Raw genomic sequence first — 24,541 nt, forward strand, 5'->3', positions numbered from 1 at the left:
CCAGCGCCAGGATGTTGCCGTTGTCGTCCTTGATGCACGCATCGGTGGACGGGATCGGCCCCGCCCCGCCCAGCTAGCAGCAATCCAGAGCCGCTCTGGACGTTGATGTTGCTGTCGCCGTTGCCGTTGCCGTTGCCTGCCGCAGGCAGCGCCCGCGGCCGCCGCCGCAAAGGAAACCCCTTAGATCTTCTTCGCCAGGGCCTCGGCCAGACCCGTGTAGCTGCCGGGGGTCATCTCCAGCAGGCGCTGCTTCGCATCCGCCGGCAGCTCCAGCCCCTGCACGAACGCACGCATCGACTCGGCGGTGATGCCCTGGCCACGGGTCAGCGCCTTCAGCTGCTCATACGGGTTCGGCAGGCCGTGGCGGCGCATCACCGTCTGCACGGCCTCGGCCAGCACTTCCCAGGCCGCGTCCAGATCGGCGTCCAGGCGCTGTGGGTTCACCTCCAGCTTGCCCAGGCCCTTGGCCAGCGAATCCAGCGCCACCTGGCTGTGGCCGAACGCGGTGCCCAGTGCGCGCAGCACGGTGGAATCGGTCAGGTCACGCTGCCAGCGGCTGATCGGCAGCTTCGCGCTGAAGTGCTCGAACAGCGCGTTGGCGATACCGAAGTTGCCTTCCGCATTCTCGAAATCGATCGGATTGACCTTGTGCGGCATCGTCGACGAGCCGACTTCGCCTTCCTTCAGGCGCTGCTTGAAGTAGCCCAGCGAGATGTAGCCCCAGATGTCGCGGGCCAGGTCGATCAGGATGATGTTGGCGCGGCGCGCGGCATCGCCGATCTCGGCAACATTGTCGTGCGGCTCGATCTGCGTGGTGTACGGGTTGAACACCAGGCCCAGGCCGGTCACGAAGCGCTCGGCGAAGGCCGGCCAGTCCACGTCCGGGTAGCTGGCCACGTGGGCGTTGTAGTTGCCGACCGCGCCGTTGATCTTGCCGGTCAGCTCGACCGCGGCGATCTGCCGGCGCTGGCGCTCCAGGCGGGCGACCACGTTGGCCAGCTCCTTGCCCAGCGTGGTCGGCGAGGCGGTCTGGCCATGGGTGCGCGACAGCATCGGCTGGCCGGCCTGGGCGTGGGCGAGGTTGCGCAGCGTGGTGGCGATGCCGTCCAGGGTCGGCAGCAGCACCTCGCGGCGGGCCTGTTCCAGCATCAGGCCGTAGCTGAGGTTGTTGATGTCTTCGCTGGTGCAGGCGAAATGCACGAATTCCAGCGCCGGAGCCAGCTCGGCGTCGTCCTTCAGCTGTTCCTTGATGAAGTACTCCACCGCCTTGACGTCATGGTTGGTGGTGCGCTCGATCTCCTTCACGCGCGCGGCCTGGGCCGGGCTGAAGCGGGCGGCCAACCCGCGCAGGCGGGCGACGGCGGCGTCGGAGAACGGCGCCAGTTCGACGATGCCCGGTTCGGCGGCCAGCGCCAGCAGCCATTCCACCTCGACCACGATGCGGGCCTTGATCAGGCCGTATTCGGAGAAGATCGGGCGCAGGGCGTCGACCTTGCCGGCGTAGCGGCCATCGAGCGGGGACAGGGCGAGCAGGGCGGAATCGGACATGTCGGCAGGGCTGGGACGAGCGGCGGGGGCCATATTCTACGACGTGCCGGTCAGCTAGTGCCGGCCGCGGGCCGGCAACCACGCCCGGCCCTCGATTCCATGGATTGCCGGCCAGCGGCCGGCACTACCCTTGCGCGCGCAGAACGGCCGTGCAGGTGGAACGATCTGGCCCGCCCTCGTCATCCCATGCTGCGGGCAAGGGAGTATTGTGGCCGCAGCCGCCAGCCCGGGAAGCGACACCCTGCCAGCCGCCGCTTCCCTTTCCCCAACTGAAGTAGTGCGGAGTTGATGCAATGAGCAAAGCTGCAAGCAAGGGTTTCAGAATCGAACACGACAGCATGGGCGAGCTGCAGGTGCCTGCCGATGCCCTGTGGGGCGCGCAGACCCAGCGCGCCGTGCAGAATTTCCCGGTGTCGGGCCAGCGCATGCCGCGCGGTTTCATCCGCGCCCTGGGCCTGGTCAAGGGCGCAGCCGCCGGCGTCAACGCCGAGCTGGGCCACCTGCCGAAGAATGTGGCCAAGGCCATCCAGACCGCTGCTGCCGAAGTGGCCGCCGGCAACTGGGACGCGCAGTTCCCGATCGACGTCTACCAGACGGGTTCGGGCACGTCGTCGAACATGAATGCCAATGAGGTCATCGCCACCCTGGCCAACCGTGCCGGCAAGGCGGGCAAGACCACCGTGCATCCCAATGACCACGTCAACCAGGGGCAGAGCTCCAATGACGTGATTCCGACTGCGCTGCGGGTGTCGGCGGTGCTGGCGACGCACGAGCAGCTGCTGCCGGCGCTGGTGCACCTGCGCAAGACCCTGGACAAGAAGGGCCGCAGCCTGCGCAAGGTGGTCAAGACCGGCCGTACCCACCTGATGGACGCGATGCCGCTCACCTTCGAGCAGGAATTCGGTGCGTGGTCGGCGCAGCTGGCCTCGGCGCAGGAGCGCATCGAAGACAGCCTCAAGCGCGTGCGCCGCCTGCCGCTGGGCGGCAGCGCCATCGGGACCGGCATCAATGCCGACCCACGCTTCGGTGCACAGGTGGCCAAGGCGCTGAAGCAGCAGTCCGGTTTCAAGTTCGACAGCGCCGAGAACAAGTTCGAAGGTCTGGCCGCGCAGGATGATGCAGTGGAACTGTCGGGCCAGCTCAATGCGCTGGCCGTGGCGCTGATCAAGATCGCCAATGACCTGCGCTGGATGAACGCCGGTCCGCTGGCCGGGCTGGGCGAGATCGAACTGCCGGCACTGCAGCCGGGCAGCTCGATCATGCCAGGCAAGGTCAACCCGGTCATTCCGGAAGCCACGGTGATGGCCTGCGCGCAGGTGATCGGCCACCACACCGCGATCACCGTGGCCGGGCAGACCGGCAACTTCCAGCTCAACGTCACCCTGCCGTTGATCGCGGTGAACCTGCTCGATGGCATCGGCCTGCTGGCCAATGTGTCCAGGCTGCTGGCCGACAGCGCGATCGCCGGGCTGAAGGTGCGCGAGGACCGCGTGGCCGAGGCGCTGGCGCGCAACCCGATCCTGGTCACCGCGCTGAACCCGATCATCGGCTACGAGAAGGCAGCGGCGATTGCCAAGCGTGCCTACAAGGAACAGCGCCCGGTGCTGGACGTGGCGCTGGAAGACAGCGGGCTTGACGAGGCCGAGCTGCGTCGCCTGCTGGACCCGACTGCGCTGACTGCTGGTGGCATCCAGGCTGGCGGTGGTGGCGCCGGGGGGTGATCTGCCGGTTGCAGAGTCGAGCCACGCTCGACGGTTGTTCCGGAGTCGGGCATGGTTCGACTCTACGGAAACGAAGAACGCCGCCCTCGGGCGGCGTTTTTCGTCAGCGACGGTCGGCGACGATGTTGCCGAAGGTGTCGGTGTAATCCTTGAACTCGGGGATGCGCTGGATCAGGTCGGCCGGGATCACCTCCATGCCCTCCGGCGGCTGGATCTTCACCGGCTGCATGTTCGGATCGGCCGGTGCGGCCACCAGCGTGTTCTGGCGCAGCACCTGCAGCTTGCCGAACATCGTCTGCAGCATCTGCTTCTGCCCGTCGTCCAGTGGAATCTGGATCTCGTCCACCTTCATCGTGCCGTCGCCGAGGATGATGATGTTCGGTGCCGGCGGGCGGCGCACGGTCACCATGCCTTCGCTGACGGAAATCTTGGGCTTGCCGCGCTCGGCGCGGTGATTGCGGTAATCCTTGTCGCAGCCGACCAGGCCCAGGCAGAGCAGGGCGGCCAGCAGCAGGAACAACTTCTTCATGGCGTTCGGTTCGGGGGCATCCGGGGGGCCCATTGTAAGCCCGCCGACAGTGCCCGACCGGCAACGGAAGGCCGCAGCCGGTCGGGTGCGTCGATTTGTCTCAGTTGGAGAACGTGACCGAGTTGTCCTTGCCGCAGTCGTCCACGTCGCTCTGGTCCATCGTCGCGTAGGGCTTGAATGCCGGCAGCTCGCGCGCCAGTGCCTGCTGGCTGGCCAGCATCGCCGGCAGGCGATCGCAGATGCGCTTGGCCTGGGCCTCGATCTTGGCGGCTTCGGCGTTGATGCGCTTCTCCACCCCTTCGCTGTCGCCGCTGAAGATGCCCTTCAGCGCTTCACCGGCGGCGTTGGCGCCGAGTTTGGCGCCGGCCAGCCCGACATCCATGCCCGCCATCGCAACGGCGACCACGTGACCGCGGTACTCCTGCAGGTGGCGGCGCTGGACGTCGTTGGCGGCGACCTCCTTGCCGGCGATCAGCAGGCGGCCATCCGGCGTGATCTCCGCACGCGGCTGCTTGTCGGCCGAGATCTTGATGTTGCCCTGGGCGATGTCCTTGCGGGCATCGTCCATGGCTTCCTTGACGGTCTGGCCAACGCCGCTGGTGGCTTCGGCGACGCTCTTGCCGACGCTCTTGTCGGGGGCGGAGGACGTGCCACCACAGGCGATCAGCGGCAGGCACAGCAGGGTAGCGGGCAGCAGGCGCAACAGGTTCATGATGTTCCCCTGGACGTGTGTGGAAGAGGATTACTTGCTGCGCGGCAGGGTGACCCGGCCGCTGACGTTGCGGTGTTCGATATCGCCGCTGCCGCTGTGATCGACGGTCAGGCTGCCGCGTACGCCGTCCACCTGGATGTCGCCCGAGCCGTGGCTGCGCACATGCACGTTGCCGCCGATATCGGCCAGATCGATGCCACCGGAGCCGACCACGCCGACTTCGACGCTGCCCTGCACGCGCTTGAACTCGATGTCGCCGGAGCCGACCGTATCCAGGCGTGCGTTGCCACGCACATCGGTGATCTTCAGGTCACCCGAACCGACAGTGCCGGTGATGGCATCGCCGCCGATGTTGCGGACATTGACGTCGCCCGAACCCAGCGACAGCAGATTCAGCGAACTGCCGCCATCGATGGTGAGGTCGCCGGAACCCACTGCAGCGTGGATGCTGCCACGGGTACCGCGGGCCACCGCGTCACCGGAGCCGACGTCCACGCTGAGCGACTGTGCGTTTTCCACGCTGGCGTCACCCGAGCCGACCTTGAACTGCAGCGGCAGGTTGTCCGGCACGCTGCCACGGATATCCAGCCAGGCGTAGCTGTTGCCCAGGCTGATGCCGCTTTGGCGGCCGTCGCGGCGCAGGCTCACCACCAGCTTGTCGCCCACCTTGCGCTGGTCCAGTACCAGCTGGTCCAGCCATTCCTGGCTGGACGCGCAGGCGCGGCCGTCCAGCTGGCCGCCGCCAGCGCTGGCGACCACCTTCAGGTCATGCTGGTTGACCTCGAACACCACCGTCTTGGCACCGGCCACGTCCAGCTTCAGTGCGCGGGCGGCAGTGAACTTGCAGTTCGGAGCATCGGCGGCCAGCGCCGACAACGGCAACAGCAACAACGCAGAACAGGCGAGCAAAGAACGCATGGGTGGTGCCTCCGGGTGGATGGAATCAGATCTCGCCGGCGCGCTTGCGCAGGCGGATGGCGAGGAAGATGAACAGTGCCCCGACGGCCGCACCGATCCACAGCTCCGGCATCGCCAGCGACTTCAGCTGCGAGGCGGGGGACATCAGGCTGACCACCGAATCCAGGTCGCGGCGCGAACCTTCACCTGCGCCGAGGCGGTACAGCAGGTCCATGCCGGGCACGCCGCCCAGCAGCAGGCGGCCGACGATGTTCTGCCAGAACCAGCCGGTGGTCAGGCCGATCAGCGGCATGATCTTGGTGGTGCTGACGATGACGCCGGCAAACAATGGCAGCATCACCGCCCACAGGAACGGCTTGCTCTTGGCCCAGGCCGAGCACAGCAGCAGCCACCCTGCAGTGGGCAGGGCCCAAAGCGCGTAGACCGGAATCCAGCTCAGGTGGCCAGCGGCCAGGGTCAACGGGCTGGCGGGCCCCCAGATCAGCGCCATCGGGCTGCCACCGTGCATCAGCGCGACGATGCTGATGATCAGCATGAAGCCGAACATGGTGATGATGCCGGCAATCACCGCGATCAGCGGTGCCACGACCAGTGCGCTGATGACCTTGGACAGCACGGTCTGGGTATCCGACAGCGGCAACGACTTCCAGAACAGGATGCTGCGGTCGCGGCGGTCGTCGTACAGGGCGCCGAGGCAATAGAAGAACACCACGAAGGCCAGCACCAGGAACGGCCATGCCGAGCTGAGCACCAGGGTCAGGTCAAGGCCGTTACCGAGGTCGGCAAGGTCCTTGCCGTCGATGTTGCGGGTGAGCAGCGCCAGGTCCAGGCCATTGACGTTCACGCTCTCGCCATCGACATGCAGCGCACCGTTGCGCGCCGCGCGGTTCAGCGCGAACAGGCCGAAGGCGATGCCGACGGTGCTCATCACCAGCGAGATCAGGCCGGCGATCAGCGGGGCATACAGGAAACCGCCGCGGTTTTCCCAGTACTCGCGCTTGAGCAGCCAGCGCAGCGTGCCGAGGGGGCTGACGGGATGGTTGACGGCATTCATGCGTAGGTCCCCTTCATGACGGCGACGAACAGGTCGGCCAGGCCCGGGCTGCGGGTCTCGCCAAGGGTGGAAAGCTGGGCGCGCGGTACGCCGTCGAACAGCATTACGGTCTTGCCGAACGCCAGGCTGCGTTCGTCGATCGGCTTCAGGGCGCGTGCGGTCTCCAGCTGGTCGGCGTTGACCAGCAGTTCGGTGTAACGCTGGCCGACCTCGTCCATTTCCGCATCGAGCACGATGCGGCCATCACGGATGAACATGACGTCGCTGAGGATGTGCTCGATCTCTTCCACCTGGTGGGTGGTGACGATGATGGTCTTCTGCTCGTCGAAGTAGTCTTCCAGCAGGCGCTGGTAGAACTCCTTGCGGTACAGGATGTCCAGGCCCAGGGTGGGCTCGTCCAGCACCAGGATGCGGGCATCGATGGCCATCACCAGTGCCAGGTGCAGCTGCACGATCATGCCCTTGGACAGCTCGCGCACGCGCTGCTTCGGCTGCAGCTTGGTGTTGGCCAGGAAGCGCTCGCAGCGTGCGCGGTCGAAGCGCGGATGCACGCCGGCGACGAAATCGATGGCTTCGCGCACCTTCAGCCAGCGCGGCAGCACGGCGACGTCGGCGATGAAGCAGATGTCGTTCATCAGTTCGTCGCGGTGCAGCCGCGGGTCGCGCCCGAGCACGCTCAACTCACCTTCCACCGAGGTGAGGCCAAGAATGGCCTTCAGCGCGGTGGTCTTGCCGGCGCCATTGGGACCGATCAGGCCGACGATGCGCCCGCTCGGAATGCTGAAGCTGGCACTGTCGAGGGCAACGGTGGACTTGTAGGCCTTGCGCAGGCCGCGGGCGGTGATGACCGGTTCGCTTGCGGTGCTATTCATCAGACTTTCCCCTGGGGCAGCAATTCGTCGAGGCTCAGGCCCAGGCGCTGGATGCGCTCCAGCACGGCCGGCCATTCTTCATTGAGGAAGCGCTCGCGCTCGCTGCTGCGCAGCTGCTTGGCGGCCTGCTCGGTCATGAACATGCCCAGCCCGCGGCGCTTTTCGACCAGGCCTTCGTCGGCCAGTTCCTGGTAAGCGCGCGAAACGGTGATGGGGTTCAGTTGGTAATCGGCGGCCACCTGGCGCACCGAAGGCAGGGCATCGCCCGGCTTGAGGATTCCGTCGAGCATCATGGCGATCACGCGCTCCTTCAACTGACGGTAGATGGGAGCGCCGTCGCTCCACTGGATGTCGCTCATATTCAGCTCCGTGGGGTCAGCGGCTGGGCGAACGAGAAATACGGCATGGACAGGGAGCTGTGCAGCCGACGCGGGGGAGGGGGGGAGGAATCGGCGTTCCCGGCCGGTGTAGCGATTGCATCCTGCGCACTGTCAGGCGAGGCGGGGGCGGTGGGCGTGGCCAGCCAGGCCAGCACGATCAGGGTCGAAACAGCAGCGGCCGCGGGTGCGGTGAGGTTGCGACGGATCCGGGCGTTCATGGCTTCCCCCTGTCTCAGGTGACTGGTGTTGTATGCAACTATAACACCGGCACGCCTACGTGCAACCCCTTGCCGTCCCCAACTGATGGCAGGGGTGGTCAAATCACTGAAATATCCGCTTATCCGATTGATTCGGAAGGGAAATCAGGTTCTGGCGCGGGCCGACCCAGGCCCGCCTTCCATTCAGTATTGTCCATGCTATGTCATTACTGCGCCGTTGCTGGCGGGTCGTGCAGGAAAGCGCCATGCAGCGCAAAGCCACAGGCGCCCCTTGCAACAAGGGGGAAGGGGGGCCGGTGCTATAGTTCGGCCGACTCCGGCCGCTACCGGCCGGCCCTGTGAATGGCCACCGCGGACTGCTCTCGATGCCCTTGCCGACCGTTATGCCGCGCCGCCTGCGCGGCCTGTCCCTGCTGACCCTGCTGGTAACCGGCCTGGCCGGTTCCACCCAGGTGCTGGCGGCCGATCTTCTCGACCTCGACTACCGCCCGCTGGCCAGCAAGCAGCAGGTCAACCTGCAGCAGCGCTACCACGGACAGGTGCTGCTGGTGGTCAATACCGCAAGCAAGTGCGGCTATACCCCTCAGTACGAAGGCCTGGAGGCGCTGCAGAAGCGCTATGCCGGCCGAGGTTTTGCCGTGCTCGGCTTCCCGTCCAACGATTTCAAGGGCCAGGAGCCCGGTGACGAGAAGCAGATCCAGGATTTCTGCACGCTCACCTACGGGGTCAAGTTCCCGATGTTCGAGAAGGTGCACGTGGTCGGTGCGGAGGCGACGCCGCTCTATCAACGGTTGACCGCGGCCACCGGCGTGGCACCGGGCTGGAATTTCCACAAGTACCTGGTCGGCCGCGATGGCAAGGTCATCGCCCAGTTCGCCAGCAAGGTGACGCCGGATGATCCGCAGCTGACTGCGGCCATCGACAAGGCGCTGGCCGCAGCGGCCGCACATTGATATCCGGCACGGATGCCTCGACATCGACGGCATGCGTGCGACAATGCTTCTTTTCGCGCCGACGTCGGCGCCCAGACACTTCCAGGAATGCAGCGAATGAAGATGGGAATGCGCGGCGCCGCGGCGTCGGTTCTGATTCTGGCGATGGGCACTTCAGGTGTCGCTCTGTCGCAACAATCGGCTGCCCCCGCAGCCGCCAAGGAGACCGCAACCTTGAATTCCCCCAAGCAGAAGCTCGGCTACGCCATCGGCCTGGACGTGGCCAAGTCGTTCACCCCGATCGCCGATGAGATCGACGTGGCCGCGCTGCGCACCGCCGTGGAGCGTTCGTTCGAAGGCCTGCAGCCGCAGATCACCCAGGAACAGGCCAAGGCCACCGACGCGGCCCTGCGCCAGGTCGTGATGGCCCGCAGCGGCCAGCAGGTGCCGGGCATGGCGCCGGGTTCGCAGCCGCCGAAGGTCGACCGCGTCAAGGTGTCGCAGATGATCGGTTCCTACTCTGTGGGCCCGTCGCTGGCGCAGCTGAAGGACGACATCGATGTTGCCTCGCTGTTTGACGCGATCAGCACCGGCCTGACCAAGGGCCAGCCGAAGATGACGGAAGCTGACGCGACCGCTACCATCCAGGCCTTCATGGGCAGCAAGCAGGCTGAAATGCAGGCCAAGGCTGCCGCTGCTGCGCAGACCAACCGCGAAGAAGGCAATGCCTTCCTGGCCAGGAACAAGACCCAGCCGGGCGTCGTGACGACGGCCTCGGGCCTGCAGTACCAGGTCATCCGCCCGGGTAGCGGCGAGCGCCCGTTGCCGAGCAGCAAGGTGCGCGTGAACTATGAAGGCAAGCTGCTCAACGGCACCGTGTTCGACAGCTCCTATGGTCGTCAGCCGGCCGAGTTCGGCCTGGACCAGGTGATCAAGGGCTGGACCGAGGGCGTTGCGCTGATGCCGGTCGGTTCGAAGTACCGCTTCTGGATCCCGGGCAATCTGGCTTATGGCGAGAACGGCACGCCGGGTGGCCCGATCGGCCCGAACGCGACTCTGACGTTCGACGTCGAGCTGCTGGGCGTCCTGCCGTAAGCCACCACGGAGCCTGCACGGACATGCGCGTTGCGATTTTCGGTACCGGTTATGTAGGTCTGGTGACCGGTACCTGCCTGGCCGATGTCGGTCATCAGGTGGTCTGCGTCGATATCGACCAGGCCAAGGTGGATGGCCTCAACCAGGGCATCATCCCGATCTATGAGCCCGGCCTGGAGCCGATGGTGAAGGCCAACCACGCCGCGTCGCGGCTGGCATTCACCACCGATGCCGCGTCCGCGATCGCGCATGGCCAGGTGGTGTTCATTGCCGTCGGTACCCCGCCGGACGAGGACGGCAGCGCTGACCTGCAGTACGTACTGGCCGTGGCCCGTACCATTGGCCGGCACATGAGCGTGCCGACCGTGGTGGTCAACAAGTCGACGGTGCCGGTGGGCACCGCCGACAAGGTGCGTGCGGCCATTGCTGAAGAACTTGCCGCGCGTGGAGCGGACATCACCTTTGACGTGGTGTCCAACCCGGAATTCCTGAAGGAAGGCGACGCGGTTGCCGACTGCATGCGCCCGGACCGCATCATCATCGGTGCGACCAGCGAGGAGTCGGTGGCGGTGATGCGTCGTCTGTATGCGCCGTTCAACCGCAACCACGACCGCGTGGTGGAAATGGACGTGCGCTCGGCCGAGCTGACCAAGTACGCGGCGAACGCGATGCTGGCGACCAAGATTTCGTTCATGAACGAAATCGCAAACATCGCCGAGCGCGTCGGTGCCGACGTCGAGCAGGTCCGCCAGGGCATCGGCTCGGACCCGCGCATCGGCTGGCACTTCATCTACCCGGGCGCCGGCTACGGTGGCTCCTGCTTCCCCAAGGACGTGCAGGCGCTGGCCCGCACCGCCCAGCAGCATGGTCTTGAGCCGAAGCTGCTGAACGCGGTGGAAGCGGTCAACGATGCGCAGAAGGGCCACCTGTTCGCCCTCATCCAGCGTCATTACGACAAGGGCGAGGACGAAGGCGTGCGTGGCAGGACCTTTGCCGTGTGGGGCCTGGCCTTCAAGCCGAATACCGACGACATGCGTGAAGCCTCCAGCCGTCGCCTGCTGGCGCAGCTGTGGGAAGGCGGTGCCACGGTGCGTGCCTACGACCCGGAAGCGATGCATGAATCGCAGCGCATCTTCGGCGAGCGCGATGACCTGGTGTTCTGCAGCAGTGCTGATGAGGCCCTCGAAGGGGCCGACGCGCTGGCGGTGGTCACCGAGTGGAAGCAGTTCCGCAGCCCCGACTTCCAGAAGCTGCGCGAGCAGCTGAAGGACGCGGCGGTGTTCGATGGGCGCAATCTGTACGATCCGGCCGAAGTGGAAGCTGCCGGCCTGGCGTACTACGGCATTGGCCGGGGGCGTTCGCTGCATGTCTGACCTGCTGCCGACCGAACGCGAGCAGGCGCTGGAAGCGCGCCTGGTCGAACTGGAAATGCGCGTGTCCTTCCAGGAACAGGCGCTTGCCGAATTGAGCGATGCGCTGGCCGATGCCCGCATGCAGGGCATGCGCAACGCCGACGTGCTGCGTGTGCTGCTGGAGGACCTGGGCAAGGTCCGCAACGCACTGAATTCTTCCGATCCGGCGAGCGAACCACCGCCGCCGCACTACTGATCCGAATCCTATGAGCGATACCCTCCGCGACCAGCTGATGGGCCTGGGCTTCAAGCCCGCGCCCAAGCCCGAGCGCAAGAATGATGGCCCCCGCCGTGATGGCCGCCCGCAGGGCAAGGGTGGCAACGGCAATGGAAAGCCGCAGGGCGCTGGCAAGGGCGAGCACAAGCCCGGTGAGCGTCGCGGGCATGGCCACGGTGGCCCGGGCAGGCCCGGCCAGTCGCGTGGCCCGGGCCAGCAGGGCCCGCGCAAGCCGCGCAGCGCCGAAGAGATGGATCTGGCCAAGGCCTATGCCATCCGTGCGCAGCGTGAGAAGGAAGAGCGCATCGAGACCGAGCGCCTGAAGCAGGAAGAAGCACGCGTGCGCCGCGAGGCGAAGGCCAAGCTGGAAGAACTGCTGAAGGACAAGGGCCTGAACTCCGAGGCGGCTGATATCGCTCGCCACTTCCCGTATGGCGGCAAGATCAAGCGCATCTACGTGACCGCCGAACAGCTGACCGCGCTCAATGCCGGTGAGCTGGGCGTGGTCCAGCTCAATGGCCGTTACCTGCTGGTGACCGCCGAAGTGCTGGCACAGTCCGAAGCGGTGTTTGCCGCATCGGTGGCACTGAAGGTCGACCCGAACGCGCCGGCCGAGGAAGATCCCTACGCAGACCCGCAGTACCAGGTACCGGACGACCTGGTCTGGTAACTGCACCTGCTGCACGATGAAAACGCCGGGCATTGCCCGGCGTTTTCGTTACCGGACGCGCGCAGTGCTGTGGCGTGCACGGATCAACGGCAGGCTCAGCGCGAAGAAGCACAGCAGTGCGCCAACCAGAGCGAATCCGCTACCTGCGAGGAAGGCCGTGCGTCCCTCGTCGATCTTCCACAATTGGCCGGCGATGAGCGCGCCCAGCACGCCGCCGACACCGGACGAGAAACCGTACAGCAGGCCCTGGCCATGGCCATTGAGGCGACCGGGGAAGTAGGTCGCCAGCATCTGCATCGCCGCGGCGAAGAACGCGGCAAAGCCCAGCGCGTGCGCGGTCTGCGCCAGCAGCATCACCGGCAGGTTTTCCGGGAACAGCGCGGTCACCGCCCAGCGCAGGCAGGAGCTGACCAGGGCGATCAGCAGCATCCAGCTGGCGTCATAGCGGCGGAAGAAACGGCCGATGGTGAAGAACACGCCCACTTCGAACACCACGCCGATGGTCCAGAGCAGGCCGAGCGTGGATGTGCGATAGCCGTGGTGGTCCATGTAGACCGAGAAGAAGGTGTAGTACGGGCCGAACGAGAGCTGCTCCATGAAAGCGGCCAGGAAGAACGCCAGCACCGGCGGGCGGCGCACGATCTGCCAGAAGCCGCTGGCATCGCCGCCGGTCCTGCCGATGTCGCGTGCGTAGTGGTTGCTGAAGGCCGAGGCGACCAGCAGGACGAACAGCGGCAGCATCATCCAGGGCAGCAGCCCGGCGCGGCCGGCGGTGCCGTCACCTTCGATCAGCCAGCCGAACAGGGTGACGATGGCGATGAAGCCAAGCGAACCCCAGACCCGGATCAGGCCGTAGCGATGGCTGTCGCTGCCGAGATGGGTGAGGGTGATCGACTCGAACTGCGGCATCACCGCGTTGTAGAAGAAGCAGAACACGATCATCGCCGGATACATCCATGGCTGCGGCAGAGGCAGCAGGAATGCGGCGAAGCTGATCAGGGTCAGCACGCAGCCGATGCGCAACAGTCGGATCGGCCGCGGTGAGGTGGCTGCCAGCGAGGTCCAGGCACTGGGTGCAACCACGCGTGTGGCATACCACAGCCCCATCATCACGCTGATGGCGGTCACGCTCATCCCGCGTGCAGTGAGGAACAGGCTCCAGTACGGAGTGAACGCTCCGAGTGCCGCGTAGTAGAAGAGATAGAAGCTGGAGAGGCGGGCAGCAGGAACATTCATCGCGGCATGATGAAGCAAAAAAGGGACGGAGGGGATCAAGTCATTTGTGCCACAAGCGACTTGATCCCCTCCGTCCCCATTCTGTGTCATTCGGGATCGTAGTCGAGGTTGGAGGCCAGCCAGCGCTCGGCCTGGGCGAGCTCCACGCCCTTGCGCCGGGCGTAGTCGGTGACCTGCTCGCGGCTGAGGCGCCCGACCACGAAATACTGGCTTTGCGGATGACTGAAGTAGTAGCCCGACACTGCGGCGGTCGGAAGCATCGCAAAGCTCTCGGTCAGTTCCATGCCGGCGTTGGCCTCGGCCCGCAGCAGATCGAACAGGCGCCGCTTCTCGCTGTGATCGGGGCACGCCGGATAGCCGGGGGCGGGGCGGATGCCACGGTACTGCTCATCGATCAGGGCGTCGTTGTCCAGCGTCTCGGCCTGGTCATAACCCCAGAATTCCGTGCGTACACGCTGATGCAGGCGCTCGGCCAAGGCTTCGGCGAAGCGGTCGGCCAGGGCCTTCAGCAGGATCGCGTTGTAGTCGTCATGCTCGGCTTCGAAGCGCGCAACGTGGGCATCGATGCCGATGCCGGCGGTGACCGCGAACGCGCCGATCCAGTCCTGCCTGCCGCTGTCGGTCGGCGCGATGAAATCGGCCAGGCAGAAATCCGGGCGCTCGGCCGGCTTGTCCACCTGCTGGCGCAGGAAGTGCAGGGTGGTCTCGCCCTGTGGGTGCTGCACGCGCACGTCGTCGCCGACGCTGTTGGCCGGCCACAGGCCGAACACGGCCTTGGCGCTCAGCCACTTCTCGCCGACGATGCGGTCGAGCATCGCGCGGGCATCGCGGTACAGCTCGCTGGCCTGGCTGCCGACGATCTCGTCGGTGAGGATCGCCGGGAACTTGCCGGCAAGCTCCCAGGCCTGGAAGAACGGCGTCCAGTCGATGTACTCGACCAGCTCGGCCAGCGGATAGTCATCGAAGACGTGCAGGCCCGGCTGCTTCGGTGCGGGCGGCGTGTAGTTCCCCCAGTCGCCCTGGAACTTCTGCCCGCGTGCATGTTCCAGCGACACCAGGCGCTTGGCATCGCCACGATTGCGGTGCCGTGCCCGGATCTCGGCATAGTCGGCCTCGTTGGCGGCAACGAAGGCTTCGCGCAGGTCGCGCGAGATCAGCGACTGGGCCACGCCGACCGCGCGCGAGGCGTCCTTCACCCACACCGTAGGCGCTTTGTAGTGCGGGTCGATCTTCAACGCGGTGTGCGCGCGCGAGGTGGTGGCGCCGCCGATCAGCAGCGGCAGATTGAAACCCTGGCGCTCCATCTCGCGGGCGACGTGGCTCATCTCCTCCAGCGAGGGAGTGATCAGACCGGACAGGCCGATCAGGTCGGCATTGTGCTCGCGCGCGGCATCGAGGATCTTCTGCGCCGGCACCATCACGCCAAGGTCGACCACCTCGAAGTTGTTGCAGGCCAGGACCACGCCGACGATGTTCTTGCCGATGTCATGCACATCGCCCTTCACCGTGGCCATGATGATCTTGCCGTTGCTCTTGGCAGTGTCGCCGCTGCGCGCCTTCTCCGCCTCGATGTACGGCAGCAGGTAGGCCACGGCCTTCTTCATTACACGCGCGGATTTCACCACCTGCGGCAGGAACATCTTGCCGGCGCCGAACAGGTCACCGACGATGTTCATGCCGTCCATCAGCGGGCCTTCGATCACGTCCAGCGGGCGGCTGGAGGCCTGTCGGGCCAGTTCGGTGTCTTCCTCAACGAAGGCATCCAGGCCGTTGACCAGTGCATGCGCCAGGCGCTGCGCCACCGGCTTGTCGCGCCAGGCCAGGTCTTCGGTCTTCGCCGCACCCTTCCTGCCCTTGTAGCGCTCGGCGATCTCCAGCAGGCGTTCGGTGGCATCGCTGCGGCGGTTGAGGATCACATCCTCCACGCGCTCACGCAGCTCCGGCTCCAGCTCATCGTAGATCGGCATGGCACCGGCATTGACGATGCCCATGTCCATGCCGGCGGCGATGGCGTGGTACAGGAACACCGAATGGATGGCCTGGCGCACCGTTTCGTTGCCGCGGAACGAGAACGAGACATTGGAGACGCCGCCGGACACATGGCAGTGCGGCAGCGTCTGCTTGATGATGCGGGTGGCTTCGATGAAGTCCACCGCATAGTTGTCATGTTCTTCGATGCCAGTGGCGACGGCGAAGATGTTCGGGTCGAAGATGATGTCCTGCGGCGGGAAGCCGATCTCGTCGACGAGGATGCGGTAGGCGCGGGTACAGATCTCGACCTTGCGCGCACACGTATCGGCCTGCCCGCTTTCATCGAAGGCCATCACCACCGCGGCGGCGCCATAGCGCAGGACCTTGCGCGCGTGTTCGCGGAAAAGCGCCTCGCCTTCCTTCAGCGAGATCGAGTTGACCACGCTCTTGCCCTGCAGGCACTTCAGGCCGGCCTCGATCACGCTCCACTTGGAGGAGTCGACCATCACCGGGATGCGGGCGATGTCCGGCTCGGACATGATCAGGTTGAGGTAGCGGGTCATCGCCGCTTCCGAATCGATCAGGCCCTCGTCCATGTTGACGTCGAGGATCTGCGCGCCGCTTGCCACCTGCTGGCGGGCCACGTCCACCGCTTCTTCGTAGCGGCCTTCCTTGATCAGCTTGCGGAACTGCGCGCTGCCGGTCACGTTGGTGCGTTCGCCGACGTTGATGAACAGCAGGTCCGGGGTGATGACCAGGGGTTCCAGGCCGGACAGGCGGGTAGGGCGGACAGGCGTCATGGCAGGCGTCGGCTCAGCAGCAATAGGGCGGGAAGTGCGGAACGGTGGCGGCGACATTCATGCGGCCTGCTCCCGGGTGCCGGGCAGTGCGCGCGGCGGCAGCCCGGCCACAGCCGCGGCAATGGCGCGGATATGGTCGGGCGTGGAGCCGCAGCAGCCGCCGACCAGGTTCAGCAGGCCATCTTCGGCGAAGCCTCGCAGGGTGCTGGCCATGTCCTCCGGCGTCTCGTCATACTCGCCGAAGGCATTGGGCAGGCCGGCATTGGGGTGTGCGCTGACGTAGCAGTCGGCGACCTGCGCAAGGGTTTCCACGTGCGGTCGCATCGCATCGGCGCCCAGCGCGCAGTTCAGCCCGATCGACAGCGGCCGTGCATGCGCCAGCGAGGCATGGAAGGCTTCCGCAGTCTGCCCGGACAGGGTGCGACCGGAAGCGTCGGTGATAGTGCCGGAGATCATCACCGGCAACCGCGCGCCGCGCGCATCGAACGCTTCCTCCAGCGCATACAGCGCGGCCTTGGCGTTGAGCGTGTCGAAGATGGTCTCGACCATGATGGTGTCGGAGCCGCCGTCGATCAGGCCCTCGATGGCTTCGCGGTAGGTGTCGCGCAGTTCGTCGAAGCTGGTGTTGCGGAAGCCCGGATCGTTCACGTCCGGGCTGATCGAGGCGGTGCGGCTGGTCGGGCCGATCACCCCGATCACGAAGCGCGGCTTCCCCGGGGTGGTTGCGGCCGCGGCGTCACAACAGGTGCGCGCGACCGCAGCGCCGGCCTTGTTCAACTCGTACACCAGGTGTTCGAGGTGGTAGTCGGCCTGGCTGACCGAGGTTGCATTGAAGGTGTTGGTCTCGACCAGGTCCGCGCCCGCTTCCAGGTAGGCGGTGTGGATGTCTGCGACGATCTGCGGCCGGGTCAGCAGCAGCAGATCGTTGTTTCCCTTCAGGTCATGGCCCTCCGGCGTGCCGTGGTCGCAGCCGGGGCCATGGCTGTGATCGTAACCGCCGGCGAAGCGTTCGCCACGGTAATCGTCTTCCTGCAGGCCGTGGCGCTGGATCATCGTGCCCATCGCACCGTCGATGATCAGGATCCGCTCGCGCAGGGCGTCGAGCAGGGCGTTGGCACGCTCAGGATGCAACCAGGGCAGGGCAGGCATGGCGTTCTCGGGCTCAGGGTTTGTGGGCGATCAGCGAAATCACTTCGAAGTGCGGCGGACGCTTCTCGCGGGTGACCGTCTCCAGGCTGGATACCTGCAGGCCGGCCTTGTCGACGAACCTGCGCAGCTCCTTGTCGCTGAAGCCGAGGTTGACGTGGCCGTAGGCTTCCACCGCGGCCTTGTGTTCGTGGCGGGCCAGGCTGCACAGCAGCAGGCGCCCGCCCGGGCGCAGCACGCGCGCGCCTTCGGTCACCGCCTGCGCCGGCTTGCTGGCGTAGGTCAGCGCGTGCATCAGCACTACCAGATCGAAACTGTTGTCCTTGAAGGGCAGCGCATGCATGTCGCCCTCGCGCACTTCCACGTTGGGCAGACGGCGCAGGCGCTCGCTGGCGGCGGCGACCACGCGCGCGCTGGTGTCGATGCAGATGTAGCGCTTGGAATGCGGGGCCACCAGTTCGGCCAGCACGCCGTCACCAGAGGCGATGTCCAGCACGTCGCCGGTCTCCAGCAGCGGCAGCGCGGTGCGGGCGAGGGCTTCCCAGGTGCGCCCCGGGGAGTAGTGGCGTTCCATGTCGCCGGCCACGCTGTCGGCCCAGTTCTGGTCGGAGGCGCGGTGGGCCAGCACGGCAGCGACGCGTTCAGCGTCCTGGCGCAGCAGCGGGTCATCGCTTCCGTTGCTCAAGGCATGCCACAATGCACGCTGCGCCGGGTCCAGCTGGGCCTCGTCGAAGCGGTAATAGGCCGATACGCCCGCACGGCGGTCGCGGACCAGGCCGGCTTCCTTCAGGCGCGCCAGGTGGGTGGACACGCGTGGCTGTGCCAGCCGGGTGATCGCCGACAGTTCGGCCACGGTCAGTTCCTCCTGCTCCAGCAGCGCCAGCAGGCGCACGCGGGTCGCATCGGCGAACACCTTCAGGCGGGTCGACCAGTCTTCAAGATCCATAAATATCTACCTATCGCGATATAGAGATATATTCACTGAAAGGGCCCGTCGCGGTCAAGTCGCCAGCGTACGGAAACAGCCGGGCCCCGGTACAATCGGGGCACCTGGGCGCGCCGTATGTAGCCCATAACTTCATGTACCCGGGAGGGTGTTGTGGATTTCAGCTTTACCGAAGAGCAGTTGATGCTGCAGGACGTTGCGCGGCGCATCGCGCAGGAGAAGATCGCCCCGAGCGCGGAGCACCATGACCGTACCGGCGAGTTCCCGCTCGACAACATCCGCCTGCTGGGCGAGAACGGCCTGATGGGCATCGAAGTGCCGACCGAATACGGTGGCGCGGGCATGGACCCGGTTGCGTACGTGCTGGCGATGGTGGAGGTCGCCGCCGCCGACGCAGCCCATTCGACCATCATGTCGGTCAACAACTCGCTGTTCTGCAACGGCATCCTCACCCACGGTACCGAGCAGCAGAAGCAGACCTACGTGCGTGCCATCGCCGAGGGCGAGGCCATCGGCGCGTTTGCGCTGACCGAGCCGCAGTCCGGCTCCGATGCCACCGCCATGCGCTGCCGCGCGGTGAAGCAGGCCGACGGCACCTTCGTCATCAACGGCAAGAAGAGCTGGATCACCTCCGGCCCCGTGGCCAAGTACATCGTGCTGTTCGCGATGAGCGAGCCGGACAAGGGCGCGCGCGGCATCACCGCCTTCCTCATCGATACCGACAAGGCGGGCTTCGGTCGCGGCAAGACCGAGCCGAAGCTGGGCATCCGCGCTTCGGCCACCTGCGAGATCGAGTTCAGCGATTACGTGGCGCGGGCCGAAGACGTGCTGGGCCAGGAAGGCGAGGGCTTCAAGATCGCCATGAGCGTGCTCGATGCTGGCCGCATCGGCATCGCCTCGCAGGCCATCGGCATCGCCCGCGCCGCCTATGAGGCGACCCTGGAATACGTGAAGGAGCGCAAGGCCTTCGGCGCGGCCATCGGCACCTTCCAGATGACCCAGGCCAAGATCGCCGACATGAAGTGCAAGCTGGACGCAGCGCTGCTGCTGACCCTGCGTGCCGCGTGGGTGAAGGGTCAGGGCAAGCGTTTCAGCACCGAAGCAGCGGTGGCCAAACTGACCGCTTCGGAAGCAGCGATGTGGATCACCCACCAGGCGGTGCAGATCCACGGCGGCATGGGGTACTCGAAGGAGATGCCGCTGGAGCGTTACTTCCGTGATGCCAAGATCACCGAGATCTACGAGGGCACCTCGGAGATCCAGCGCCTGGTGATCGCGCGCAACGAGACCGGGTTGCGCTGATGGACACGACGGGGCGGCGATTGCCGCCCCGTTTCCCTTGTGCGATCAACGTGGCAATCGGCAAACGATATCCGTTCCGTTCCATTCACAGACGATCTGCAGCGACTCAGGTGGAGCACCGGGGAACATGTTCACCCCATAGAGGCGACCGGAGTCGATCCATCGATCCAGATCGTCCCGGCTGTTGAAGTTGTAGGTGCCGGCGAAGTGTTGGGCCAGGCCGGGGCTGGTTGCCGCGCCGTCGGGAATCATGTTGCCATTGGCGTCCTTGCTCTGGCCTTGCACGTATCTGGCGGTGTCCACTGACGAAGAGACGATGGCCAGCGTAGTCTTCGAGCCATCGCGCCAGGTGATCCTGTAGATTGCACCGTCGATTCCGAGGGCCTTGCTGACGAAGCTCAGGCCGATCGAGGACAGGAATGTCGCCATGCTGTTCCAGGCCCTCGACGATGTCGTGGCGCCTGTGAATGCCTTGCCCATGGCGCTCTCCAGCCTGAATCGCTCGGTTGCCATCTGCACGACATCGTAGGCGTTGAGGTTCTTGTGCTCTTCCGGGAAGCCTATGCCGCTGGCGTACTGCGGGTCATCAGGATGAACCTCGTACTGGACTCCTCTTCCGGCCCATTGCCGCGGCGCGAACTGTACGGTTGGCACGTTGTTGTCGAGCATCCCCATGACCCGATTGAAGGATGCGTTGATTGGCCCGGGAATCTGCGCCCTGGTGGCGCGATAGCGACACAGCTTGCGATCGTATTCCACATCGAAACCATGGAGCCGGCGCTGCTGGAAGTCGGCGACGATGGTGGGCCCCGTGCCCGAGGACAGCGCCAGCGCGCGTGGATCGCGACAGTTGTCACAGACGAGGATGCCTGCCGCATGTGCGTCCTGGACGCTGCTGGCCGCGAGGAGCGCGCCAAGCAGAAGGGCGGGGCGGCTGAAGCGTCGTAGTGGTGCTCTTTCCATGAACTGTCTCCTGGGCGGCATCGGATCGATTGCCGTGGAGGCATCTGGATAGCAACGATCCGGGCGTGCCGCACTTCTGCGCGCCCAGGAATCCAAAGCGCGGGCCTTATGCGAAACCGGTAGACGCCTTGAGCGCCTCGTTGTGGGCGCAGCAGTGGAAGGGACTTTTCAGTACAGGCCGTATGCGACCGGTCTCCGGGCAGGCGACATGCCAACGATTCATTGGCATTCCCGCTCCTTGGTCGCAGAATGCTCCACCGTTCATGGACACCACCAGATGCTCATCTATCGAGGCGCAGGGCTGCTGACCCTGCTCACACCGATCGCTGCCGTGCTGCTCATCCTCATCCTGTTCCCGGATCCAGCGGCGGGTCGCGGCAATACTTCACTCAGCCAGGTCCTGCTGGCGTTCGGCCTTGGCTCAGCAATCAACACGGTGCTGGGTTTCGTGCTCAATCGAAAGCCGCGTGCACCTGGGCAGCATGCTCCGCATCACTTCTTCTTCCTGCCGATGCAATGGCCTGCACTGGCGATTGTGGCGGCATGCGTGGTGATCGCAGTGTTGCGCTGAGACGCTGCCCGGACAGCGCCCACCAAGGTTGGCGACTACCGGGTATGCCGTTGCCCCGGTAGATGCCAACCTGGGGCGGCATGGATCCAGAAGCGGCAACAAAAAAGGCCCCGGATCGCTCCGGGGCCTTTCTCGTTTCAGTTCACCGCTGGATCAACGATCCGGACGGTGTGCTGCATCCGCGTCGCGCTGGCGTTCCATGAACTCCTTGGACGGTTCATCCAGCTTGTCGCCAAGCATGCGGCGCACGACCACGAAGAACACCGGGATCATCAACAGGCCGAGCAGGGTGGCGAACAGCATGCCGCCGATCACGCCGGTACCGATGGCGTGGCGGGAGTTGGCGCCCGCGCCGGTGGAGATCGCCATCGGGATCACGCCCATGATGAACGCGAACGAGGTCATCAGGATCGGGCGGAAACGCAGGCGGGCCGCTTCGATGGTGGCATCGCGCAGGTTCTTGCCGGCGGCGCGCTGCTCCACCGCGAACTCCACGATCAGGATCGCGTTCTTCGCCGCAAGGCCGATCACGGTGATCAGGCCGATCTTGAAGAACAGATCGTTGGGCAGGCCGCGCAGCATCGACAGGCCGAGGGCACCGAGCACACCCAGCGGCACCACCAGCAGCACCGCCACCGGGATCGACCAGCTCTCATACAGCGCGGCCAGGCACAGGAACACCACTACGATCGACAGCACCAGCAGCAGCGTCGCCGCGTTGCCAGCCAGGATTTCCTGGTAGGACATGCCCGACCAGTCGTAGCCGAAGCCGGCCGGCAGATCGTCGTTGACGATGCTCTCCATGGTCTGCATCGCCTCGCCCGAGCTGGTACCCGGGGCCTGCGAGCCGACGATGTTGATCGCCGAGTAGCCGTTGTAGCGGCTCAGCGACGGCGGTGCCGACACCCATTCGGACTTGACCACCGTGTTCAGCGGGATCATCGAATTGGTGCCATCGGCGTTCCTGGTCAGGCTGGAGGGGCTGTAGAAGCTCTTCAGCGATTCCTGGCCGGTGCGGTACGGACCATCGGCCTGCATGGTCACGCGCTTGATGCGGCCTTCGTAGAAGAAGTCGTTGACGTACACCGGGGCCAGCATCAGCTGGATGGTGCTGTACACGTCCGACACCGACATGCCCATCGACTGCGCCTGCACGCGGTCCACATGCAGCTGCAGCTGCGGCGCGTTTTCCAGGCCGTTCGGGCGCACGCCGACCAGGTGGTCCGGCTTCTGCGCGGCCTGGCCGAGCAGGATGTTGCGGGCCTGCGTCAGCTGCTCGTAACCGGCACCGCTGCGGTCCTGCAGCCACATGTCGAAGCCGCCGAACTGGCCAAGGCCCTGCACGGTGGGCAGGTTGACCACGAAGATCTGCGCTTCCTTGATGCCGTAGAACGCGCCGTTCATGTTCTGGATGAACTCGGGCGCGGTGAACTTGCGTTCCTCCCACGGCTTCAGGCGGATGAAGCCCATGCCGACGTTCTCGCCGGAACCGACGAAGCTGAAGCCGGCCACCTGCAGCATGCCTTCATAGCCATCCTGCTTTTCCAGGATGCCACGCATCTGCGCGAACACTTCGTTGGTCTGGCCCTTGGTCGAGCCCGGCGGCAGCTGCACGATCGCCAGCGCATAGCCCTGGTCTTCTTCCGGCAGGAAGCTGCCCGGCATGCGGGTGAACAGGAAGCCGCACAGTGCGGTCAGCACCACGAACAGGATCATCCAGCGCGGCGCATGGCGCACCGCCGAGGTGATGTGGCCGACATAGGTGTGGCTGATCTTGTCGTAGTACTTGTTGAAGGTGCGGTAGACGATGTTCGGATTGTCGTTGTGCGTCGGCTTCAGGAAGGTCGCGCACAGCGCCGGGGTGAAGCCCAGCGCCAGGAACGCCGAGAACGCCATCGAAATGGCGATGGTCAGGGCGAACTGCTTGTAGATCTCACCGGCGGCGCCGCCCTGCAGGGCGGACGGGATGAACACCGCAGCCAGCACGACGGTGATCGCCACCACCGCGCCGGTGATCTGGGTCATCGCCTTCTGCGTGGCCGGCTTCGGCGCCAGGCCCTCCTCGGTCATGATGCGTTCGACGTTCTCGATCACCACGATCGCGTCATCGACCACGATGCCGATCGCCAGCACCATCGCGAACAGGGTCAGCTGGTTGATCGTGAAGCCGATCATCCACATGCCCAGGAAGGTACCGAGCAGCGCCACCGGGATGACCAGGGTCGGGATCAGCGTGGCGCGGAAGTTCTGCAGGAAGATCAGCATCACCAGGAACACCAGGAACACTGCTTCAAACAGCGTCTTGACCACTTCCTGGATCGAGATCTTGACGAAGGTGGTGCTGTCGTACGGCGAGAACCAGGTCACCCCGGCCGGGAAGCTGGGCTGCAGCTCGTCCATCTTGGCGCGCACCGCCTCGGCCACGTTCAGGGCGTTGGCGCCCGGCAGCAGCTGGATGGCGAAGGCACCGGTCGGCTTGCCGTTGTACTGGGTGTCGAAACCGTAGTTGTTGGCACCGAAGGCAACGCGGGCGATGTCCTTCAACAGCACCCGCGAGCCGTCAGCGTTGGCGCGCAGGATGATGTTCTCGAACTCCTGCGGCGAACTGAAGCGGCCTTCGGCCGAGACCGTGGCGGTGAAGTGCTGGCCTTCCGGCGACGGATCCGAGCCAAGCGCACCGGCGGCGAACTGCACGTTCTGCGCGCGCACCGCAGCCAGCACCTGGCTGGCCGACAGGCCATAACCCTGCATCTTTTCCGGGTTCAGCCAGATGTTCATGGCGTACTCGGAACCGAACTGCTGGGTGCTGCCGACGCCGGGGATACGCGAGACCTGGTCGAGCACGCGCGAACCAACGATGTCGTTCAGCGCATCACGATTGATGGTCGGGGTATCGGACTGCAGCGCCACCACCATCAGGAAGCCGGCGTTGGCCTTGGCCACCACCACGCCCTGCTGGGTCACCTCCGAAGGCAGTCGGGGCGTGGCCAGCGAGACCTTGTTCTGCACCTGCACCTGGGCGATGTCCGGATCGGTACCCGTCTCGAAGGTCAGGGTGATCTGCGCACGGCCGTTGGACGACGAGGAAGAGCTGAAGTACAGCAGGTGATCGATACCGGTCAGCTGCTGCTCGATCACCTGGGTGACCGATTTTTCCGTGGTGTCGGCACTGGCGCCCGGGTAGGTGGCCGAGACGGTGACCTGCGGCGGGGCGATGTTGGGATAGGATTCCACGCCCAGGTTGAGGATCGCGATCACGCCGCTGAGCGAGATCAGGATCGCCACCACCCAAGCGAAGACTGGATGTTCGATGAAAAATTTAGGCATG

22 protein-coding genes are annotated in these 24,541 nt (G+C 65.5%); 8 read left to right on the forward strand and 14 right to left on the reverse strand.

Annotation, left to right across the window (positions count from 1 at the left end; translation table 11 throughout):
- Positions 1–180 precede the first annotated feature (180 nt).
- Positions 181–1,548 (reverse strand): adenylosuccinate lyase, encoded by a 1,368-nt coding sequence (gene purB / locus H4O10_RS16235; RefSeq protein ID WP_024958488.1) that lies wholly within the window; start codon positions 1,546–1,548, stop codon positions 181–183.
- Positions 1,549–1,841: 293 nt separating this feature from the next.
- Between purB and H4O10_RS16240 the strand changes: the two genes are divergently transcribed.
- Complete coding sequence (locus H4O10_RS16240; protein ID WP_180845650.1) at positions 1,842–3,269, forward strand: class II fumarate hydratase; 1,428 nt, start codon at positions 1,842–1,844, stop codon at positions 3,267–3,269.
- A gap of 103 nt (positions 3,270–3,372) precedes the next feature.
- On the opposite strand, the gene H4O10_RS16245 is transcribed toward H4O10_RS16240, so the two are convergent.
- The 7 genes from H4O10_RS16245 to H4O10_RS16275 all read right to left on the reverse strand — a co-directional run bounded on the left by H4O10_RS16245 (position 3,373) and on the right by H4O10_RS16275 (position 7,952).
- On the reverse strand, positions 3,373–3,798 hold the full coding sequence (locus H4O10_RS16245; protein WP_033833950.1) for a hypothetical protein: 426 nt from the start codon (positions 3,796–3,798) through the stop codon (positions 3,373–3,375).
- A gap of 100 nt (positions 3,799–3,898) precedes the next feature.
- The gene (locus H4O10_RS16250) at positions 3,899–4,510 is read right to left on the reverse strand and encodes a hypothetical protein (RefSeq protein WP_005413931.1); all 612 of its coding nucleotides are present in this window, start codon (positions 4,508–4,510) and stop codon (positions 3,899–3,901) included.
- A 30-nt stretch (positions 4,511–4,540) separates the two neighbouring features.
- Positions 4,541–5,428 (reverse strand): DUF4097 family beta strand repeat-containing protein, encoded by an 888-nt coding sequence (locus H4O10_RS16255; RefSeq protein ID WP_088470144.1) that lies wholly within the window; start codon positions 5,426–5,428, stop codon positions 4,541–4,543.
- 25 nt (positions 5,429–5,453) lie between these two features.
- Positions 5,454–6,482, reverse strand: coding sequence for an ABC-2 transporter permease (locus H4O10_RS16260; protein WP_049403129.1), 1,029 nt, complete (start codon positions 6,480–6,482; stop codon positions 5,454–5,456).
- Entirely contained in the window at positions 6,479–7,354 is an 876-nt protein-coding gene (locus H4O10_RS16265) for an ABC transporter ATP-binding protein (protein ID WP_005410262.1), read from the reverse strand. Before H4O10_RS16265 ends, H4O10_RS16260 begins: the two co-directional genes overlap by 4 nt.
- Positions 7,354–7,713 (reverse strand): GntR family transcriptional regulator, encoded by a 360-nt coding sequence (locus H4O10_RS16270; RefSeq protein ID WP_049453778.1) that lies wholly within the window; start codon positions 7,711–7,713, stop codon positions 7,354–7,356. Before H4O10_RS16270 ends, H4O10_RS16265 begins: the two co-directional genes overlap by 1 nt.
- A 2-nt stretch (positions 7,714–7,715) precedes the next feature.
- Positions 7,716–7,952, reverse strand: a complete 237-nt coding sequence (locus H4O10_RS16275) for a hypothetical protein (RefSeq protein ID WP_005410260.1) — start codon at positions 7,950–7,952, stop codon at positions 7,716–7,718.
- Between the two features lie 365 nt (positions 7,953–8,317).
- On the opposite strand from H4O10_RS16275, the gene H4O10_RS16280 reads away from it, so the two are divergent.
- The 5 genes from H4O10_RS16280 to H4O10_RS16300 all read left to right on the forward strand — a co-directional run bounded on the left by H4O10_RS16280 (position 8,318) and on the right by H4O10_RS16300 (position 12,278).
- On the forward strand, positions 8,318–8,905 hold the full coding sequence (locus H4O10_RS16280) for a glutathione peroxidase (protein ID WP_049453780.1): 588 nt from the start codon (positions 8,318–8,320) through the stop codon (positions 8,903–8,905).
- Between the two features lie 96 nt (positions 8,906–9,001).
- The gene (locus H4O10_RS16285) at positions 9,002–9,979 is read left to right on the forward strand and encodes an FKBP-type peptidyl-prolyl cis-trans isomerase (RefSeq protein ID WP_005410258.1); all 978 of its coding nucleotides are present in this window, start codon (positions 9,002–9,004) and stop codon (positions 9,977–9,979) included.
- Positions 9,980–10,002: 23 nt separating this feature from the next.
- The gene (locus H4O10_RS16290; protein WP_180845649.1) at positions 10,003–11,352 is read left to right on the forward strand and encodes a UDP-glucose/GDP-mannose dehydrogenase family protein; all 1,350 of its coding nucleotides are present in this window, start codon (positions 10,003–10,005) and stop codon (positions 11,350–11,352) included.
- Positions 11,345–11,587 carry a SlyX family protein gene (locus H4O10_RS16295; RefSeq protein ID WP_005410256.1) on the forward strand — a complete coding sequence of 81 codons (243 nt, stop codon included), beginning with the start codon at positions 11,345–11,347 and terminating at the stop codon, positions 11,585–11,587. Before H4O10_RS16290 ends, H4O10_RS16295 begins: the two co-directional genes overlap by 8 nt.
- Before the next feature lie 10 nt (positions 11,588–11,597).
- Complete coding sequence (locus H4O10_RS16300; RefSeq protein WP_005410255.1) at positions 11,598–12,278, forward strand: DUF2058 family protein; 681 nt, start codon at positions 11,598–11,600, stop codon at positions 12,276–12,278.
- Positions 12,279–12,326: 48 nt separating this feature from the next.
- On the opposite strand, the gene H4O10_RS16305 is transcribed toward H4O10_RS16300, so the two are convergent.
- From H4O10_RS16305 to H4O10_RS16315, 4 genes are all read right to left on the reverse strand, one after another.
- On the reverse strand, positions 12,327–13,514 hold the full coding sequence (locus H4O10_RS16305) for an MFS transporter (RefSeq protein ID WP_049453782.1): 1,188 nt from the start codon (positions 13,512–13,514) through the stop codon (positions 12,327–12,329).
- A gap of 86 nt (positions 13,515–13,600) precedes the next feature.
- Positions 13,601–16,285, reverse strand: coding sequence for a methionine synthase (metH, locus tag H4O10_RS16310; RefSeq protein WP_049453784.1), 2,685 nt, complete (start codon positions 16,283–16,285; stop codon positions 13,601–13,603).
- A gap of 57 nt (positions 16,286–16,342) precedes the next feature.
- A complete protein-coding gene (locus tag H4O10_RS22190; RefSeq protein WP_180845648.1) occupies positions 16,343–17,434 on the reverse strand; it encodes a homocysteine S-methyltransferase family protein in 1,092 nt (363 codons plus the stop codon).
- Between the two features lie 13 nt (positions 17,435–17,447).
- Positions 17,448–18,377: a metalloregulator ArsR/SmtB family transcription factor gene (locus H4O10_RS16315; protein WP_049403124.1), complete on the reverse strand. Its 930-nt coding sequence runs from the start codon at positions 18,375–18,377 to the stop codon at positions 17,448–17,450.
- Positions 18,378–18,530: 153 nt separating this feature from the next.
- On the opposite strand from H4O10_RS16315, the gene H4O10_RS16320 reads away from it, so the two are divergent.
- Positions 18,531–19,679 (forward strand): acyl-CoA dehydrogenase family protein, encoded by a 1,149-nt coding sequence (locus tag H4O10_RS16320; protein WP_049453788.1) that lies wholly within the window; start codon positions 18,531–18,533, stop codon positions 19,677–19,679.
- A 45-nt stretch (positions 19,680–19,724) separates the two neighbouring features.
- Here H4O10_RS16320 and H4O10_RS16325 read toward each other — a convergent pair whose 3' ends face one another.
- Positions 19,725–20,642 carry a hypothetical protein gene (locus H4O10_RS16325; RefSeq protein ID WP_049453789.1) on the reverse strand — a complete coding sequence of 306 codons (918 nt, stop codon included), beginning with the start codon at positions 20,640–20,642 and terminating at the stop codon, positions 19,725–19,727.
- Positions 20,643–20,919: 277 nt separating this feature from the next.
- On the opposite strand from H4O10_RS16325, the gene H4O10_RS16330 reads away from it, so the two are divergent.
- The gene (locus tag H4O10_RS16330; RefSeq protein WP_049453791.1) at positions 20,920–21,213 is read left to right on the forward strand and encodes a hypothetical protein; all 294 of its coding nucleotides are present in this window, start codon (positions 20,920–20,922) and stop codon (positions 21,211–21,213) included.
- A gap of 153 nt (positions 21,214–21,366) precedes the next feature.
- On the opposite strand, the gene H4O10_RS16335 is transcribed toward H4O10_RS16330, so the two are convergent.
- Entirely contained in the window at positions 21,367–24,540 is a 3,174-nt protein-coding gene (locus H4O10_RS16335; RefSeq protein ID WP_049403121.1) for a multidrug efflux RND transporter permease subunit, read from the reverse strand.
- Position 24,541: the final 1 nt, after the last annotated feature.

Origin of the sequence: Stenotrophomonas sp. I18B00994 (assembly GCF_014145825.1) — a bacterium.
GTDB classification, from domain to species: Bacteria; Pseudomonadota; Gammaproteobacteria; order Xanthomonadales; family Xanthomonadaceae; genus Stenotrophomonas; species Stenotrophomonas maltophilia.

What these genes read in the sequence shown, in the direction of transcription:
- H4O10_RS22190 (WP_180845648.1), bottom strand. Translation starts at nt 17,434, where the DNA reads ATGCCTGCCCTGCCCTGGTTGCATCCTGAGCGTGCCAACGCCCTGCTC.
- H4O10_RS16335 (WP_049403121.1), bottom strand. Translation starts at nt 24,540, where the DNA reads ATGCCTAAATTTTTCATCGAACATCCAGTCTTCGCTTGGGTGGTGGCG.
- H4O10_RS16285 (WP_005410258.1), top strand. Translation starts at nt 9,002, where the DNA reads ATGAAGATGGGAATGCGCGGCGCCGCGGCGTCGGTTCTGATTCTGGCG.
- H4O10_RS16295 (WP_005410256.1), top strand. Translation starts at nt 11,345, where the DNA reads ATGTCTGACCTGCTGCCGACCGAACGCGAGCAGGCGCTGGAAGCGCGC.
- H4O10_RS16325 (WP_049453789.1), bottom strand. Translation starts at nt 20,642, where the DNA reads ATGGAAAGAGCACCACTACGACGCTTCAGCCGCCCCGCCCTTCTGCTT.
- H4O10_RS16275 (WP_005410260.1), bottom strand. Translation starts at nt 7,952, where the DNA reads ATGAACGCCCGGATCCGTCGCAACCTCACCGCACCCGCGGCCGCTGCT.
- H4O10_RS16265 (WP_005410262.1), bottom strand. Translation starts at nt 7,354, where the DNA reads ATGAATAGCACCGCAAGCGAACCGGTCATCACCGCCCGCGGCCTGCGC.
- H4O10_RS16260 (WP_049403129.1), bottom strand. Translation starts at nt 6,482, where the DNA reads ATGAATGCCGTCAACCATCCCGTCAGCCCCCTCGGCACGCTGCGCTGG.
- H4O10_RS16290 (WP_180845649.1), top strand. Translation starts at nt 10,003, where the DNA reads ATGCGCGTTGCGATTTTCGGTACCGGTTATGTAGGTCTGGTGACCGGT.
- H4O10_RS16255 (WP_088470144.1), bottom strand. Translation starts at nt 5,428, where the DNA reads ATGCGTTCTTTGCTCGCCTGTTCTGCGTTGTTGCTGTTGCCGTTGTCG.
- H4O10_RS16270 (WP_049453778.1), bottom strand. Translation starts at nt 7,713, where the DNA reads ATGAGCGACATCCAGTGGAGCGACGGCGCTCCCATCTACCGTCAGTTG.
- H4O10_RS16280 (WP_049453780.1), top strand. Translation starts at nt 8,318, where the DNA reads ATGCCCTTGCCGACCGTTATGCCGCGCCGCCTGCGCGGCCTGTCCCTG.
- H4O10_RS16250 (WP_005413931.1), bottom strand. Translation starts at nt 4,510, where the DNA reads ATGAACCTGTTGCGCCTGCTGCCCGCTACCCTGCTGTGCCTGCCGCTG.
- H4O10_RS16300 (WP_005410255.1), top strand. Translation starts at nt 11,598, where the DNA reads ATGAGCGATACCCTCCGCGACCAGCTGATGGGCCTGGGCTTCAAGCCC.
- H4O10_RS16305 (WP_049453782.1), bottom strand. Translation starts at nt 13,514, where the DNA reads ATGAATGTTCCTGCTGCCCGCCTCTCCAGCTTCTATCTCTTCTACTAC.
- H4O10_RS16245 (WP_033833950.1), bottom strand. Translation starts at nt 3,798, where the DNA reads ATGAAGAAGTTGTTCCTGCTGCTGGCCGCCCTGCTCTGCCTGGGCCTG.
- metH (WP_049453784.1), bottom strand. Translation starts at nt 16,285, where the DNA reads ATGACGCCTGTCCGCCCTACCCGCCTGTCCGGCCTGGAACCCCTGGTC.
- purB (WP_024958488.1), bottom strand. Translation starts at nt 1,548, where the DNA reads ATGTCCGATTCCGCCCTGCTCGCCCTGTCCCCGCTCGATGGCCGCTAC.
- H4O10_RS16240 (WP_180845650.1), top strand. Translation starts at nt 1,842, where the DNA reads ATGAGCAAAGCTGCAAGCAAGGGTTTCAGAATCGAACACGACAGCATG.
- H4O10_RS16330 (WP_049453791.1), top strand. Translation starts at nt 20,920, where the DNA reads ATGCTCATCTATCGAGGCGCAGGGCTGCTGACCCTGCTCACACCGATC.
- H4O10_RS16315 (WP_049403124.1), bottom strand. Translation starts at nt 18,377, where the DNA reads ATGGATCTTGAAGACTGGTCGACCCGCCTGAAGGTGTTCGCCGATGCG.